Below are 17,168 nucleotides of genomic sequence, written 5' to 3'. Positions count from 1 at the left end.
ACAGGTTCTCAGGCCGGGATGACGGTAACGCCAGGCAATGATTCGGGATCGTTGATTCCTTCAAGTATTTCACCCCGGTGAATTGATTTAACCGGCCGCTGCAGGATCTCGCGTACAAAATTGGGTTGTGCGAGCAGGGCGTGGTGAGTCGCTCCGTTGTAGAGTTGCAAATCCTGCAACCCTTGTTTATCCAGGCGTGCATTAACTTCTTCCGGGTTCAGGAGGAGGGGATCAACCGTATCGGAAGCCATGGCCATGCACCATAACGTGCCGTAGAGCGGAACATACTGCAAATAGGGGCGAACGATGGTAAACACTTCCCGTAACGAAGCGGCAATTCTTGCCATGGGTGTCTGCAAATGAATGGGCGATCCGATATGCAGCGAAATTACCCCACCGGGATTCAACAGCTTTTGGCAAGCACGATAAAATTCAACTGTGTAAAGTTCGGTTGCCGGTCCGAACGGGTCAGTCAAGTCGAGAATAATCTGATCGAAGCGTTCAGTGCCACTTTCAATAAAAGGCAGCGCATCGCCCAGGCGCAGCTCCAGGCGCGGATCATCAAATGCACCGCGATGAATGGTTGATAACCATTCTCGCGCCATCCGGATCACTTCGCCATCTAGTTCAGCCAGTACCAGGCGCTGCAACCCAGGATATTTGAGTAGCTCTTCTGCTGCGCCGCCATCGCCCCCACCGACAATCAGAGCGTGGCGTGGTGCGCCATGGCTAATGGCGGGCAAATGCACCATTGGTTCATGATAAAAAAATTCATCACGCTCCGAGGTCATGAAACAGCCATCAATGCGCATCACCCGGCCAAACAGTGGATTCTCAAAAATCTCAATTTTTTGCCAGGCCGAGTTTACCTTTGCCAGTTGTCGGCTTGCACGCAGATAAAAACCAAAATCCGGGCTCAGACGCTCTGCTACATAACGCGCTTCATAAGCATTGCCGGATTCTTCCATCACGCACGCTCAACCCGGTGCAGATGCGGATCAGCCGGATTGAAGGCTTCCAGAATGCTGTCGAACAGTTGCTGTGCTTTGGGGCGATTGTCGGACGAATAGTTACAGACATACACATCCAGGGTCACATAACCGGATTCTGGCCAGGTATGAATGGATAAATGGGATTCTGCCAGTACCACCACCCCTGTCACACCGCCTCCTTCACCAAAACTGTGAAAAAGACTACCAACGATGGTTAAGCCAGCTACGGTTACGCATTGCTTGCAGAACGTTTCCAGAAAGTCAGCATCCAGCATCAAGCGTTCATCGCACGAACAACCGTATAAATCACCAATCAAATGCAAACCCGTGGCACTGCGCTTAACGGTGGATGGTATGGATGTAACGGTAATCATAGGATTCATGGATATAACTCCCTTTTCTTTTACTTGGTCAGCAGAACCAGCAAGCTCTTTGCAGTACGAAATTCGTTATCCGCTTGCTATGTAGCTTTTGTAGAGTGTAAAGACAGGAAGGCGTGTCGCCGGTCAAGTTGCCAAGCCTTCATTTCGTTGCTGTATAACACTGTAAGCAAGCAACGCTGGCTGCACTCTGTCCGGCCAGGATTTTTTCAAGCCGCTGATTATAGCGCTCAAACAAGCTGAAACAAATACCACTTGTCTGAAGAGCAGGTAGTACGGCCATAATTGGCCAGTTATCTGCTGTTTATGGCACGATCTGCTATAAAACCGCTATATCCCAGATGATCCAGGCGTACCGCATAATGAAAGGGCGATCTGTTTTATTAATAATCGCTAACCAGGATTTTTGTCTGGCTGCTGCACCCATTCGTGTAACAGTACGTAATCGATTTTACCCGTTGCCAGTAACGGCAGTTTGTCGATGTACAAAATGTTCCGTGGGATTCCCAGTTCTCCCAGATCATTTTTGCTGAAATAAGTGATGATTTCGCTTCGATCTGCTTGCTGGCGGGTGGTAATTAGCACGATCTGCTCACCTTTCTTCGCATCAGGAAGCTGGATTACAGCATGGCCATAACCTGGCCATAGCCGATTGATGGCTTCCTCTACCGCTGTCAATGAAATCATTTCTCCACCGATTTTGGCAAACCGCTTGGCGCGTCCTTTGATGAAAATATAGCCTTCTTCGTTAACTGCAACGATGTCACCGGTATCATGCCAGCCTTCGGCGGGCGGTACGATCATGCCGGGATTGGCGGCCAGATAATAGCCCAGCATCACATTCGGGCCAGATACCAACAATCTGCCACCCTGGCTGATTCCCGCAACGGGTTCCAGTCTGCTGCGAATACCTGGCAACAGGCGACCCACTGAGCCGGGATGGTTATGCATCGGCGTATTTAAACTGAGGATAGGGGCAGTCTCCGTCGTGCCGTAGCCTTCAAAAATACGTACACCAAAATTTTCTGACCAGAGTCTGCGTGTGCTTTCCCGCAATTTTTCAGCACCGGCGAATACATAACGAATGCTGTAAAAATCGTAAGCATTGGCATAGCGCGCATAGCCGGCAAGAAAGGTATCCGTGCCAAACATCAGGGTGGCGTTGGTATCATAGATCAGCTCGGGGATAATCCGGTAATGCAGCGGTGATGGATACAAAAAGACCCGGATACCGGACAACACTGGCAGCAATGTGCCACCCGTCAAGCCAAAAGAGTGAAAGATCGGCAAGGCATTGAATACCAGATCGCTCGGGCCGAAATCAATCCGGGCAGATACCTGAAAGCGATTTGCCTGTAGATTGGTATGGCTGAGTACAACCCCCTTGGGCGTATCTTCGGAGCCGGAAGTAAACAGAACCACAGCCGGTGCATCCGGATCGCGCCGGGAATCCGTCAGACGATAACATATTCCGGGTAGCCAGCCTGCCACCAGTCCCATCAGCTTCTGCCACCAGTGCACCTGGCGCGGCAGATCATCCAGATAAATCAGGTTGATCCGCTGCGCTTTCAGGCTGTCAATCTGTCCGCTCAGTTTTGCTACTTCAATAAATCTGCGTGCGGTAATGACTGTCCGGATCTGTGCAATCCGGCAAGCCATCACCAGATTTCTGGAACTGGCAGAAAAATTCAGCATGGCGGGCACGCGCCCGAACGCATGCAGCGAGAAAAAACAGATCAGGTTATTCACCATGTTGGGCAGCATGATCCCCACATTTTCCTGTGTGTGCGTATGGCGGCGCAAAACAGTTCCCAGAATGAAGCTGCATGTGATTAATTGCGAATAATTCAGTGGGCGGCGTTCAATATCCTCTGCGATAACATGCTTTCTGCCATGTGTGGCGGCTGCATCGAGCAAGGATTGAAACAGAGTTTGCCGCAGGGCATTACTCTGAAAGACAGTTGTGGTCATGATGTCATACAGTTTCAATCCGGCAGCGCGACGACGGCGTTTACCCCGGATAGAATCCGGCAAACCAAAACTTTCCGGTGGCATGACGGTGATGGTGATGCCGGGAAACCAGCGTATTCTCACTTTGCCTTTCAAGCGGGAAAAAGGTGTGTATTGCGGACCTGACAGGCTGACTGGCAACAATTTTGCGCCGGCTTTATCCGCAATCATGGCCGGGCCTTCATAGATTTTCATGAGTGCTCCGGTCATTGTCAGCCGTCCTTCTGGGAAAATTACCACTCTGTCACCTTTTTTAACCCGTTCAATCAGCAGGCGTGTAGAAAGAGGATTGACGGGATCCACCGTCACCGTATCAGCCAGAAACAGGAATGGTCGAACCCACCACTTCCGGGCGATATTGGAGTTGATGGCAAAACACAGGCGTTCCGGAAAACAAATGCTCAGCAGCGCAGCATCCAGAAATGACAGGTGATTGGCAACGATCAATACCCTTTCTCCCGCCTGCTGGTAATGTTCCAGTCCCTTGATTTTCAGGCGGTAAAAGGTATGAAAGGCCCACTGCAAAATGGATTTGGCCAATTCGTACGGCAACAATTTTGCAATGTAGATTGCCACCAGACCATTGAGCAGTGCAATCGTCAGGAATACCTCGGGAACAGTAAAATCTAGTGCCAGCATCACGCTGATTCCCAGGGTGGAAACCACCATGAACAGCGCATTCATGATGTTATTGGCGGCAATGGCACGTGATCGGTGGGAGGCTTCCGCGTAGTTCTGCACAATGGCATACAACGGCACGATGTAAAGCCCGCCACTGATCGAGATGACCAGCAGATCCAGCAGGATTCGCCAGTGAGCGAATGATTCCAGAAAACTCAGCGCGCTGATGAGTTCCCCGCCTGCCGCAGGTGCAAGTGACGTGCTGGCAAAATACAGATCAGTTGTGAAGAACGTCATGCCCAGCACACCCAAAGGCACATAAGTGGCAGCCACTTTCCCCTTGAGCAACTTGTCGCACAGCAGGGCACCGATGCCGATCCCCACCGAAAAGAGCGTTAAGAACAGCGTAACAACCTGTTCATTCCCACCGATAATTTCCTTGGCGAAGGTGGGAAACTGCGACAAAAATGTAGCACCAAACAGCCAGAACCACGATATCCCGAGAATGGCGTGAAACACTGTGCTGTTCTGCCGAGCTTGCTGAATGATTGTGCGCGTGTCTTGGAGAAGATGCCAGCTGACTGTTGTATCCGCTGCAGCCGGTTGAACCGGGGGAATAAACAGGCTGAATAACCAGCCTGCCAATGCCGCGCCAATTACGATACCGGATACAATCCATCCCCCTTGTTCAGCCAGAATAAGTAATCCACCTATGATTGTACCGAGCAGGATGGCAATAAATGTTCCGGCACTAACCAGCGCATTGCCGCCGATCAATTCATCTTCTTGCAACTGATCTGGCAGGATGCTGTATTTCAACGGCCCGAAAAAGGCAGAGTGTGTGCCCATTAAAAACAGGATCGCCATCAGCAGCATGACGCTGTCCAGATAAAACCCGGCGGCAGCTCCGCCCATCAGAATAATTTCGACGAATTTGACATAGCGGATCAGCTGCGCCTTGTCCCATTTATCCGCCAGTTGACCGGCAACCGCAGAAAAAATGAAAAACGGCAGGATGAAAATACCGGCTGCCAATGTGACCATGATCTGCGGACCCAAACCCGCATTATCCATAGCGGTATAGGTAATCAGAATCACCAGCGCATTTTTGAAGACGTTGTCATTAAACGCACCCAAAAATTGAGTAGCAAAAAAAGGTAAAAAACGTCTGCTTGAAAGCAGTTTCCACTGACTTGAATGCATGGCAAACCTTCTCGGATAGTGATCTTTCGATTATAGGGAACTCTCCCCGGAAACCATAGCGTCTAATACGGCGTCATCTGCTGTTGACAATCGACATGCACAACAGGTACCATTATTTAACCTTCCGTACCACAATATATTGTGGTTCAAACCATTTGACAGTTATTGTCATTTTCATTGCAATCACTTGTTTTTAGTCATTTTTTCAATTAACAGCACACCCGGATTGAATAGGAGAAATAGATCATGCAGCTCGCCACAGACACCCCTTCATCCTCCTCTATTCTTCAGAAAAATTTTCTGGAAGAGATGACTGATTTGCCGGCAATCCGGCAGGATTATTCCCAATACAAAGTGATCCGCCGCAATGGTGCCGTAGTGGCGTTTGAACCGGGCAAAATTTCCATTGCGATGACCAAAGCGTTTATCGCGGTACGCGGTGGACAAAGCGCAGCTTCCTCCAGTATGCGCGAGATCGTGGCACAGCTGACCGGCGAAGTGGTGCATGCACTGACCGGCCGCCGCCCGGGGGGAGGCACGTTTCATATCGAGGATATTCAGGATCAGGTAGAACTGGCGCTGATGCGCTCGGGTGATCATGACGTTGCGCGCGCCTATGTGCTGTACCGCGAGGAGCGGGCGCGTGAACGGGCAAGACAACAGAAAGAACAGCCGACTTCTACCCAGACAGCGGTGCTGCATGTTGTGGAAAATGGGCAAAGAATTCCATTGGATCCAGCCCGACTGACAGCACGCATTGAATCGGCTTGCCAGCACTTGGGGAATGTCGTCAATGCAGGGTTGATTGTCAAAGCAATGCTGAGAGATTTATATGATGGCGTACCTGCGGAAGAAGTCAGAAAATCTGCCATTTTATCTGCGCGCGCACTGATCGAAAAAGAACCCGCCTATAGCTTTGTGACAGCCAGACTGCTGCTGGACAATATTCGCCATGAAGTGCTGGGTGAAGATGTTTCCCATGAGGCCATGCAGTCACGCTATGCCGATTACTTTCCAGGTTTTATCCGACAAGGGATGGAAGCCGGACTGCTGGATGAGCGGCTGGGTCAATTTGATCTGACACGGTTGTCAGAAACACTGGTGGCGGATCGAGATCTGCAATTTGGCTACCTCGGCCTGCAAACTTTGTATGACCGGTATTTTTTGCATATTTCTGAACGGCGTATTGAGCTGCCACAGGCATTCTTCATGCGTGTGGCCATGGGACTGGCGCTGAATGAAATTGATCGCGAAGCACGTGCCATCGAGTTTTATCATCTGCTGTCGAAATTTGATTTCATGAGTTCAACACCAACATTGTTTAACTCCGGCACACGACGCTCGCAACTATCCTCGTGCTATCTGAGCACGGTGCCGGACAGTCTGGATGGTATCTACGAAGCCATTAAGGAGAACGCCTTGCTGTCCAAGTTCGCGGGTGGGCTGGGTAATGACTGGACACCAGTCCGGGCAATGGGGGCGCGCATCAAGGGTACCAACGGCAAATCGCAAGGCGTAGTACCTTTTCTCAAGGTGGTTTCTGATACGGCGGTGGCCGTTAATCAAGGTGGCAAGCGCAAAGGAGCGGTTTGTGCCTACCTGGAAACCTGGCATCTTGATATCGAAGAATTTCTGGAGTTGCGCAAAAATACTGGCGATGATCGGCGGCGGACGCATGACATGAATACCGCTGTCTGGGTGCCGGATCTATTCATGAAGCGCATGCTGGAGGATCAGGAATGGACACTGTTTTCACCTTCTGACACACCGGATCTGCACGAGAAATATGGCAAGGCATTTGAAGAAGCCTATATTGCTTATGAAGAGCAGGCGGCGCAGGGCAGATTGGCGCTGCATAAGCGTATCCCGGCCCGGCAACTGTGGCGCAAGATGCTGACGATGCTGTTTGAAACCGGCCATCCGTGGATCACATTCAAGGATCCATGCAATATCCGCTCGCCGCAAAATCATGTCGGTGTGGTGCACAGCTCCAACCTGTGTACCGAGATTACGCTGAATACCAATGAAAAGGAAATTGCCGTATGCAACCTGGGGTCGATCAATCTGCCGGCACATATTGTGGATGGCAAACTGGATCTGACCAAGCTCAAGCAGACAGTCGCCACGGCCATGCGCATGCTGGACAATGTGATCGACATCAATTTCTACGCAGTGGCAAAAGCACGCAATGCCAATTTACGCCATCGACCGGTCGGGCTGGGCATCATGGGATTTCAGGATTGCCTGCATAAACTGGGGATTTCCTATGCATCCCGCGAAGCGGTTGAATTTGCTGATAGCTCAATGGAAGCAGTTGCCTATCACACCTACTGGGCATCTACTGAACTGGCTGAAGAGCGCGGCACCTATGCCACCTATCACGGCAGTTTGTGGGAGCGCGGTATCTTGCCACAGGATTCGCTGACGTTGTTGCAGGAGGAACGTGGTGGCCATGTGGAGGCCGATACCTCGTCCACGCTGGATTGGACCCCTTTACGTGAGCGGATCAAACAGTACGGCATGCGCAATTCCAATTGCCTGGCGATTGCCCCCACCGCAACGATTTCCAATATTATTGGTGTTTCTGCCAGCATCGAACCCACCTACCAGAATCTGTATGTCAAATCTAATCTTTCCGGCGAATTTACAGTCGTTAATCAATCGCTGGTCAATGATCTCAAGAAGCAGGATTTATGGGATGAAGTCATGATCGCAGATCTTAAACACTACGATGGCGCCGCCAGCAAAATTGACCGGATTCCTGAAAATCTGCGTGCTCTTTACGCTACCGCATTTGAGATTGATCCCCGATGGCTGGTTGAGGCAGCTGCCAGAAGACAAAAATGGATTGATCAGGCGCAATCACTGAATCTGTACATGGCAGGCGCTTCCGGTAAAAAAATGGATGATCTGTACCGGCTTGCCTGGTTGCGTGGCCTCAAGACAACTTATTATCTGCGTTCCATGGGAGCAACTACTGCAGAAAAATCAACGGTGCATACCGGCACGCTAAACGCAGTCCCTACCCAGCAAAATGAACATATGGACAATTCAGGGCAAATCCATTCAGCCACAAAACAGTGTGCGATCGACGATCCTGAATGCGAAGCATGCCAGTAAGTATTGAAAAATTTCCCTAGATTAATGGATGGAGCAGAGTTATGTTGACCTTTGAAGATGAAATATTTCAGCCGGGAAATATCCCGGCAAGTGCCCACACACAAAAAATAACCACTGAACAGCAAGAGCTGCACGAAGAAATACCAGCAGAAAGTCATCGCCGGGTTTCCGTGGAAGACAAGCGCATTATCAATTGCAAGGCGGATGTTAATCAGCTGGTGCCGTTTAAATACAAATGGGCCTGGGAAAAATATCTGTCAGCCTGTGCTAACCACTGGATGCCGCAAGAAATCAACATGACGCGTGATATTGCCCTGTGGAAAGATCCCAATGGCCTGACAGAGGATGAGCGCCTCATAGTAAAGCGTAATCTCGGTTTTTTCGTCACGGCTGATTCACTGGCGGCCAACAATATCGTGCTGGGAACCTACCGGCACATTACCAATCCCGAATGCCGCCAGTATTTATTGCGTCAGGCTTTCGAGGAAGCAATTCACACGCACGCTTATCAATATATTGTCGAATCAATTGGTCTGGATGAGGGTGAAATATTTAATTCGTACAATGAGATAAAAACCATTCGGGACAAGGACGAGTTTCTGATTCCATTCATCGACACATTAACGAATCCCACATTTCAGACAGGCACGCTGGAAACTGATCAGCAACTGCTGAAAAGTCTGATTGTGTTTGCCTGCATTATGGAAGGGCTGTTTTTCTATGTTGGATTTGTGCAGATTCTGTCGCTGGGCCGGCAAAATAAGATGACCGGGGCTGCCGAGCAGTATCAGTACATTTTGCGTGATGAATCCATGCATTGTAATTTTGGCATCGATGTCATCAACCAGATAAAGCTGGAAAACCCGCATTTATGGACGCGCGAGTTTCGGGAAGAAATCAGTGCGCTCATGCGCAAGGCGGTGGAGCTGGAGTACCGTTACGCGGAAGATACCATGCCGCGCGGCGTACTGGGATTGAATGCACCCATGTTCAAGGAATATCTGCGCTTCATTATCAATCGCCGTAGCCATCAGATCGGGCTTGATCCATTATTTCCCGAAGCAGGCAACCCTTTCCCGTGGATGTCAGAAATGGTTGATTTGAAAAAAGAAAAAAACTTCTTTGAAACCCGCGTAATTGAATACCAGACGGGAGGCGTATTAAGCTGGGATTAAAATACTGATCAATCGATTGTCGATTAAAAAATGGTGTAGAATATTGGACGGGCCGGCTGGTTCACTTTAAAATTCAAAAATAGAGGTGACCAGCCTTTTTTATTTTCAGAAAAACAATTATGCGAGCGAACCGTTCATTTTATTCCGGATGAAGACAAAATCGAATACCTTACTGGCATTGATTGCCGCAGTAGTATTAACGTCGTCCCCTCCTGTTACGGCGCAAGCCAACAGATCTTTAGAAAATAATAACGGTATTACCGTTCTGGAAACAAAGTCGTATCAGGCACAATCACACAAACAGCAAGATGATCTATGGATGCGCGTACGGGCTGGATTCTCTCTGACCAATACACAAAGCCAGGAAGTCCGACTCCACGAAAGCAATTTCAGTAAAAACCAGCGGTTTATAGATCATGTCGTTGAGCGCAGTCAGCGCTATCTGTTTTATATCATCGAAGAAGTGGAGCGGCGACATATGCCGGCCGAGATTGCGTTACTGCCGATCATTGAAAGTGCTTTTGATCCGGATGCCTACTCTCACAGACATGCAGCAGGATTGTGGCAATTTATCCCCTCGACGGCAAAAGCATTTGGATTGGAACAAAACTGGTGGCATGACGAACGACGCGATATCATCGCCGCCACTCAGGCAGCGCTGGATTACCTGCAGATGCTCCACAAAATGTTTGGTAACTGGAAGCTGGCACTAGCTGCATATAACTGGGGCCAAGGATCTCTGAAAAAAGCGATTGACGAAAATCACGGTGGGAATAAATCGATCAGCTACCAGCATATTGACCTTCCCGCCGAAACCAGAAACTATGTCTCCAAGCTGATTGCCATCAAAAATATCATTGCCCATCCTCACCGTTACGGCATCAAGCTAAAACCCATCCCAAACCGGCCTTACTTCGAGCAAATTACAATCACCCAGCAGATTGACGTTCAACTGGCTGCCAGGCTTGCCGGAATTTCAGAAAATGAATTTAATGCCTTGAATCCGGCATATCACCGGCCTGTCATCAAGGCAGAAGGATCTCCACGCGCCTTGCTGTTGCCCATCACCAAGGTCAAAACTTTTGTAGATAATCTTGAAAATTATGATAAAGCACTGGTTTCGTGGCGTGTTTATCAGGCTCAGCCAGCAGATACCTTGCAGGATTTATCCAATCGGTATCGTATCCCGGTTGCAAAGCTGGCTGAGACCAATGGTATCTCCGAGCGAGCCGTGCTGAAAAAAGGGCAGACACTGCTGGTGCCACGTGACGGTAACAGCATCAGGGAAAGAACCTATCTGGCGCACAACCTGCTCAAGACATCAGCGAAGCCTTCCCGGACAGAACACTTCGTATACACCGTCAGAAAGGGAGATACACTTCAGGCGATTGCCAGGCGCTATGGAATTGATATCAACACTGTTCGTTCATGGAACAAGGGGAGCGACCGGCTTTCTATTGGGCAGAAATTGACGCTCAAGCTGACCGCGCCCTTCAATAGCCCTTATTCCTCCTGAACAATCAGCAACAGCTGACCGGAACATACATAATCTCCCTGCTTGCAGCTGACTTGTTGCACGATCCCGCTGACAGGCGCACTCAGGGTGATTTCCATTTTCATGGATTCAATGACGATAATCGGATCTCCAATATTGACTGATTGCCTGGTTTCAATCAACAGCTTCCATACAGTGCCGGTCACATCCGAACTGACAGCATATGCACCATCCGGCAAGCTGATCTCTTTTTCTGCGTGAGTGCTATCGGATATATCTTCGCCAATATCATCCTTTATATTCTCTGTCTGCCAGCGTTTGCGCTCAGCCTCAAACGCTTTTTGCTGCTGAGATTTGAATGTCTTGATACTGTCTGCGTGCTGCTGTAGAAATGTCTGGTAAGCGCGTAGATTGAAGGTCGTATCCTCGGTACGCAGCGTGAAACGGCCCGTAATAAAATCCTGACGTAATTCAAGCAGCTTACGCTCTGAAACAGGATAAAACCGGATCTGGTCAAAAAAACGCAGCAACCATGGTTTACCGGCAGTAAAATCGCGTGTTTGACGATAACGGTTCCACATCTGCACCGTTCTCCCGACAAACTGATACCCGCCCGGGCCCTCCATGCCATAAATACACAGATAGGCTCCCCCGATTCCGACTGCATTTTCCGGCGTCCAGGTACGTGCCGGATTGTATTTGGTGGTGACGAGCCGATGGCGTGGATCAACTGGTGTAGCAACTGGCGCACCCAGGTAAACATCTCCCAGCCCCAGAACCAGATAGCTGGCATCAAAAACAATACGTTTGACCTCATCAATACTGTCCAACCCGTTGATACGCCGGATAAATTCAATATTACTTGGACACCAGGGAGCATCTTGCCGGACGGATTGCATATATTTCTCAATTGCAAGCCGTGTGGCAGCATCATCCCAGGAAAGCGGCAGATGCACGATACGCGAGGGGATTTCTATATTATCAATGGCCGGCAAATTCTGCTCGGCAGCAATGAGTCTCTCCAGGAGCTGATCACGTGCCAGCAGTCGTGAATCAAAATGGATCTGTAAAGAGCGAATGCCAGGCGTAATATCAAGAATTCCGGACAAATTCCCTTGATCGATATGTTGTTGCAGCCAGGTCATCAGAGCATGTGCGCGGAGATGCAATGCAATATCAAGTACCGGTTCGCCATATTCAATCAGCAGATATTTGTCTCCGGACTGTCGGTACACTACTTGTACCTGCTCGTGACTTGCAGAAATCCGGTGTAATACAGGATCGCCCCGATTAACCGTGTGCACAGGCGCATCAGACGCTGCAAGTGTGAAAGTATCCGGTTCCTGAATCATGCTGTCTTGCTGTTTTTCCAGCAGTAGTGCATGTTCCGCTGTCAGCGGGTAAAAACGTACACTGTCGCCCGGATTAAGTTGGCCAATTTTCCATAATTCTGCCTGTACGATCACAGCTGGGCAGACAAATCCACCCAGACTGGGGCCATCCGGGCCGAGAATGATAGGCATATCGCCAGTAAAATCAATCGTGCCGATCGCGTAGGCATTGTCATGGATATTCGATGGATGCAGCCCAGCTTCCCCTCCGTCCTTGCGCGCCCATTGTGGTTTGGGGCCAATCAGGCGCACGCCGGTACGGCTGGAATTGTGATGTACCTTCCAGTCCGTCGCAAAAAATATATCAATGTCTGCTTCAGTAAAGAAATCCGGTGCGCCATGCGGGCCGTACAGCACGCCAATTTCCCAATGATCGGTGTAACGCGGAATGCACTTGGACGGCAGCACACTGGGTACAGTTTCTTCTGCGGGCAGGATATGCAACACATCTCCGGCCCGCAGCGCACGTCCGGCATGCCCGCCGAACTGTCCCAACGTAAAGGTGGACTTGCTGCCCAGGTAATCCGGTACCTGAATTCCTCTTTGAACAGCCAGATAGGAGCGGCTACCAGATTGGCGGATTTTGCCAAACCGCAGCAATGAACCTGCTTGAATAAAATGGGATTGCCACAACTGCAGCGGCTCACTATTCAGCCAGACATCGATCGGCGCACCGCATACTGTAATGAGACTGTTACAGTTGAAGCGCAGTGTGGGTCCAGACAGAGTAATTTCCAGTCCTGCAGCACTATCCGGATTGCCGACCAGCCGATTAGCCAAACGAAAAGCTAGGCTGTCCATCGGCCCGGAGGGCGGTACACCTACGTTCCAATAACCAGTTCTGCCAGGATAATCCTGTACCGTCGTTTGTACACCGGCGTTCAGCACATCCAGGGAATGCGGCTGGTAGCGAAACCCGGCAAGGTATTGCGTGCTGACTTGTCCACTGCGAAATACTGTTCCGGATAACACCTGTCTGAGGTAATCCAGATTAGTTTCAATACCATAGAGGATAGTTTTATCCAGTGCAGCGACCAAACGATTAATGGCCTGATCACGATCTGCGGCATGCACGATGATTTTGGCCAGCATTGGATCATAAAAGGCCGGTACTTCACAGCCTGCATCCACCCAGGTTTCAACTCGTGCAGATTCCGGAAATTCAACTGCACTCAACAAACCACTGGATGGCTGGAAATCTTTCGCCGGGTTTTCCGCGTATACACGCGCCTGCATGGAAATCCCTTGTGGTCGAATGTCAAATGATTCCAGCGGCGGTAATGCATTAGCGCCAAGCAGAATCATCCATTCAACCAGATCAATACCGGTCACCATCTCGGTCACACCATGTTCCACCTGTAGCCGGGTATTAACCTCCAGGAAATAAAACTGGTCGGCGACGGCATCGTAAACATACTCCACTGTGCCAGCGGACTGGTATTGAACCGATTCACCCAGGCGCATAGCTGTTTCCTGCAGTGCTGTGCGAGTTGCTGGCGACAGACCTGGCGCAGGTGTTTCTTCGATTACCTTCTGATTGCGCCGCTGCATGGAGCAATCACGCTCTCCCAACGCAATTACTTTCCCCTGGCCATCACCGAAAATCTGCACTTCAATATGACGGGCCTGATCAATATATTTTTCCAGAAACAAACCGGCATTGCTAAAGTTGCTTTGTGCCAGATTCTTGACGGATTCGTAGGTGTTAATCAGTTCCTGTTGGTTGCGGCACAAGCGCATACCAATCCCGCCCCCCCCTGCCGTACTCTTTAGCATGACTGGGTAGCCAATCTGCTGTGCTTCCTGGCAGGCTGCTTCGATATTCTCCAGCAATCCGGTACCCGGCAGCATCGGCACATTAAACTGCTGTGCCAGCATACGGGCAGTATGCTTCAGGCCAAACGTACGCATCTGCTCGGGTGTGGGGCCCAGAAAACAAATTCCTTGTGCCGAACATTGCTCGGCAAACTGAGCGTTTTCGCTCAGAAATCCGTACCCTGGATGGATCGCCTGGGCGCCTGTCTGGTGTGCAGCATCCAGTATTTTGTCGGTGCGCAGATAACTTTCACTGGCCAGTCCTTCACCAATACAAATACTTTCATCGGCATCCAGCACGTGTCGCGACAACGCATCGGCTTTCGTAAAAACAGCCACGCTGCCGATTTTCATACGGCGCAAGGTACGAATAACACGACAGGCGATAGCGCCACGATTGGCAATCAGAATTTTTGTAAACACAGGTTCTCCTACTGTAGGCTCCACATGATTAAACAAGCCATATCACGGCACATGCTGACTATGTCAACAAAATAAATACTGGTGCTATCAAGGTAATCTAAAAATGCCTGATCATCAGGTAAATGGGCGAGTTATTGAAAAGAAAGGTAAAAAAAGCAGGTGATACATATAACAAATCTCCAGATAATCGGAAAATAACCGAAACCAATAATGCACGGCATTATGTAATCTCCCGGGCTTTTGTCCCTCCGTGGCGCTTCGTTGTGGAGAAGCCTCGGGCTCCCGGACCAGTCACTTCCCTTGGAAAGCCGGAACCCTAGCCCAAAATAATTTCAACCAGCCAGTACAAAATTCATAGCAGCAACTTTGCTCCACTCGTTGAAATAAAAATGCAACGTCAAGAGTAGCGAATCTTTCCTGAAATCACAATATTTCTCTTAATTTCTTTGAAATATCAATAAACTGAGGCTATGTGTGATGAATCACCTAATTATCTCTACTAAAACACACAATATTCTTCTTGTATTTCAAAAATTTTGATGTATATAATGAAACTATATTTTTGCGTGTAGTGACTGAATCTAATCCGGATTCTCTCACAGCAAGTAAAGTAATCAGAGGTACAGCTACTTTACGAAACTAGGGTTCCGGCTTTCCAAGGAAAGTGACTGGTCCGAGGGTTTCGGGCCCTTTCAAGAGGGTTCCACGGAGGGATAAAAGCCCGGGAGGTTATGTTCTTACATTAACTCCCGGAACCTACAATGGAAAAGTTATCGCACTCACGTACTACTGTTCAATATTCAAATCCTTCATTCATTTATCCTTTTGCATTAACCGCTGACTATATTATTGGGCGGTTTGCGTGCGATTGCATATCAGTTTTCCCTGTTCAGATACTCCCAGGTTGCGGGCTTCCGCAGCTGCAATTAATTTCCCGGCAGTAAATTTTGTTGTCTCCAGTAGCACATAATGCCCTTAACCTTCAAGAGAAGAACTATATGACAGCAGTAAAAGAGAACAACTTATTTTCTGCGGCAGATAGCAGGTCGGCTGACGGAACTGAAACAGAATACGGAAACACCCACGAAACAGGACAGCTTCGTCGCTGCATGAGTGTCTGGAACTGTTGCACACTGGGGTTCTCGGTCGTATCGCCGGTAGTAGGGTTATACGCTATTTTTGGTGTAGAGAATCTGGTAACAGGCGGAGGATGGATTGCCGCACTTATCCTGAGTCTATTCATGCAGCTTACGGTAGCAACTGTCTATGCCGAGCTTTCATCACAGTTTCCCATCGCCGGTGGTGCCTACAAATGGTCCAGGCATTTGATAGGTCCAAAGACAGGCCAATATGCTGGAATCATTTATGTCAGTTCGGTGATTGCCATGCTGACCACGACTGCCTATACAGGAGGGATGTGGCTTTCTGCGGTAGTCATGGGTGGAGATACACAAGGTACTTCAGCAGTTATCTGGGGTGGTGTGTTCCTGTTGATTTGCACGCTGGTTAATATTGTTAATCAGCGAATTTACAAGATAATCAACTTACTCGGCGTCAGTGCTGAAGTACTGGGCTCGATATGTGTAGCACTAATCCTGTTTTTCTTCTTCCGTATCAACCCCATTTCCGAATTGTTCCAGCATTTGGGAACGGGGCTTGCACCCACCAGCATGACTGCTTTCCTGGCGGCACTGGCCATTGCGGGCTGGGCATTTATCGGATTTGATTCCTGCTCCACTATTGCTGAAGAAGCGCATAATCCTGAGAGAGTTATTCCACGCGCCATCTTTCTGTCCTTGCTAGCGGTGGGGAGTGTGGTACTTTTCAATTCTTCTGCACTGATGTTGTCGGTTAATCACGCTACGCTGATTGAGGCCAGTGCTACTTCCGACCCCATCTCACCAATTATTGCCAGCACAATCGGAGCCTGGGCTGCCAAGCCGTTTCTGGTGATTGTGATGATGGCCTTTCTTTCCTGCGGATCATCAGTAGTTAATTACGCCTCACGCATTGTTTTCTCGATGGCGCGTGAAGGTAATCTGCCTGCTTTTTTTTCGCGTGTCACAAGAAAAACACAACTGCCTCGCAATGCAATCGCCGGAACCGTACTGATGGCCGGGCTCGGTCTGCTCTTTGGACTAAATGATGGTGCTGTAGCAACCATTATTGCTTTCGGGACAGGAGGGCTGTACGCCATGTTTTCTATGACAACGGGGGTGGGTTTGTATGCGCGGCTCACTGGCCGATGGAATCCCGCACTGGGCGCACTTCGGCTGGGAAGATGGGGGCTGGCGATCAATGTCGTGGCTTTTATCTGGGCGTTATTCGAGCTGATCAACATCGGCTGGCCACGCGATTATATAGCCGCTCCGGGGGCAAGCTGGTGGCAGCTCTGGGCGGTGCCACTCGTGCTGGGTACCCTGTTGATTCTGACAACGTTGCATGTGCAAACGGGGTATAAGCGCGCGATAAAAAAGGTTTTGGGCATTACTGCTCCGGGTGGTATCCGGAAGCAGGTTGACAGAAATACACTGTAACGAGGA

General features: G+C 49.6%; 8 protein-coding genes and 2 riboswitches. Of the genes, 4 read left to right on the top strand and 4 right to left on the bottom strand.

All coding sequences use genetic code 11. The features are described 5' to 3' along the window. Positions 1 to 8: 8 nt before the first annotated feature. From speE to BM331_RS07140, 3 genes are all read right to left on the bottom strand, one after another. Positions 9 to 968, bottom strand: a complete 960-nt coding sequence (gene speE / locus BM331_RS07150) for a polyamine aminopropyltransferase (RefSeq protein WP_074928401.1) — start codon at positions 966 to 968, stop codon at positions 9 to 11. Next, positions 968 to 1,375 carry an adenosylmethionine decarboxylase gene (gene speD / locus BM331_RS07145; RefSeq protein WP_074928400.1) on the bottom strand — a complete coding sequence of 136 codons (408 nt, stop codon included), beginning with the start codon at positions 1,373 to 1,375 and terminating at the stop codon, positions 968 to 970. The genes speE and speD overlap by 1 nt, the downstream gene beginning before the upstream one ends. 390 nt (positions 1,376 to 1,765) lie before the next feature. Continuing rightward, positions 1,766 to 5,206, bottom strand: a complete 3,441-nt coding sequence (locus tag BM331_RS07140; RefSeq protein ID WP_083414711.1) for an acyl-[ACP]--phospholipid O-acyltransferase — start codon at positions 5,204 to 5,206, stop codon at positions 1,766 to 1,768. 246 nt (positions 5,207 to 5,452) lie between these two features. Here BM331_RS07140 and BM331_RS07135 point away from each other — a divergent pair, with 246 nt between their 5' ends. The 3 genes from BM331_RS07135 to BM331_RS07125 all read left to right on the top strand — a co-directional run bounded on the left by BM331_RS07135 (position 5,453) and on the right by BM331_RS07125 (position 11,017). Beyond that, on the top strand, positions 5,453 to 8,326 hold the full coding sequence (locus BM331_RS07135) for a ribonucleoside-diphosphate reductase subunit alpha (protein WP_074928398.1): 2,874 nt from the start codon (positions 5,453 to 5,455) through the stop codon (positions 8,324 to 8,326). A gap of 41 nt (positions 8,327 to 8,367) precedes the next feature. Next, entirely contained in the window at positions 8,368 to 9,501 is a 1,134-nt protein-coding gene (locus BM331_RS07130) for a ribonucleotide-diphosphate reductase subunit beta (RefSeq protein WP_074928396.1), read from the top strand. A gap of 148 nt (positions 9,502 to 9,649) precedes the next feature. After that, complete coding sequence (locus tag BM331_RS07125; protein WP_074928489.1) at positions 9,650 to 11,017, top strand: transglycosylase SLT domain-containing protein; 1,368 nt, start codon at positions 9,650 to 9,652, stop codon at positions 11,015 to 11,017. Here BM331_RS07125 and uca read toward each other — a convergent pair. Next, positions 11,005 to 14,625 carry an urea carboxylase gene (uca, locus tag BM331_RS07120; RefSeq protein WP_074928487.1) on the bottom strand — a complete coding sequence of 1,207 codons (3,621 nt, stop codon included), beginning with the start codon at positions 14,623 to 14,625 and terminating at the stop codon, positions 11,005 to 11,007. The two genes, BM331_RS07125 and uca, sit on opposite strands and share 13 nt — an antisense overlap. A 227-nt stretch (positions 14,626 to 14,852) precedes the next feature. Continuing rightward, positions 14,853 to 14,956: riboswitch (guanidine-I (ykkC/yxkD leader) on the bottom strand. Positions 14,957 to 15,253: 297 nt separating this feature from the next. Then, a riboswitch (guanidine-I (ykkC/yxkD leader) is annotated at positions 15,254 to 15,355 on the top strand. A 268-nt stretch (positions 15,356 to 15,623) separates the two neighbouring features. Here uca and BM331_RS07115 point away from each other — a divergent pair. Beyond that, positions 15,624 to 17,162 (top strand): APC family permease, encoded by a 1,539-nt coding sequence (locus tag BM331_RS07115; RefSeq protein ID WP_074928394.1) that lies wholly within the window; start codon positions 15,624 to 15,626, stop codon positions 17,160 to 17,162. Positions 17,163 to 17,168: the final 6 nt, after the last annotated feature.

This window comes from Nitrosomonas eutropha (assembly GCF_900116685.1).
GTDB classification, from domain to species: Bacteria; Pseudomonadota; Gammaproteobacteria; order Burkholderiales; family Nitrosomonadaceae; genus Nitrosomonas; species Nitrosomonas eutropha_A.
This window is presented reverse-complemented; position numbering and strand designations above follow the sequence as displayed.

Excerpts from the sequence above, each read along its gene's own strand:
- speE (WP_074928401.1), bottom strand. The coding sequence starts at position 968 with ATGGAAGAATCCGGCAATGCTTATGAAGCGCGTTATGTAGCAGAGCGT.
- speD (WP_074928400.1), bottom strand. The coding sequence starts at position 1,375 with ATGAATCCTATGATTACCGTTACATCCATACCATCCACCGTTAAGCGC.
- BM331_RS07140 (WP_083414711.1), bottom strand. The coding sequence starts at position 5,206 with ATGCATTCAAGTCAGTGGAAACTGCTTTCAAGCAGACGTTTTTTACCT.
- BM331_RS07135 (WP_074928398.1), top strand. The coding sequence starts at position 5,453 with ATGCAGCTCGCCACAGACACCCCTTCATCCTCCTCTATTCTTCAGAAA.
- BM331_RS07130 (WP_074928396.1), top strand. The coding sequence starts at position 8,368 with ATGTTGACCTTTGAAGATGAAATATTTCAGCCGGGAAATATCCCGGCA.
- BM331_RS07125 (WP_074928489.1), top strand. The coding sequence starts at position 9,650 with ATGAAGACAAAATCGAATACCTTACTGGCATTGATTGCCGCAGTAGTA.
- BM331_RS07115 (WP_074928394.1), top strand. The coding sequence starts at position 15,624 with ATGACAGCAGTAAAAGAGAACAACTTATTTTCTGCGGCAGATAGCAGG.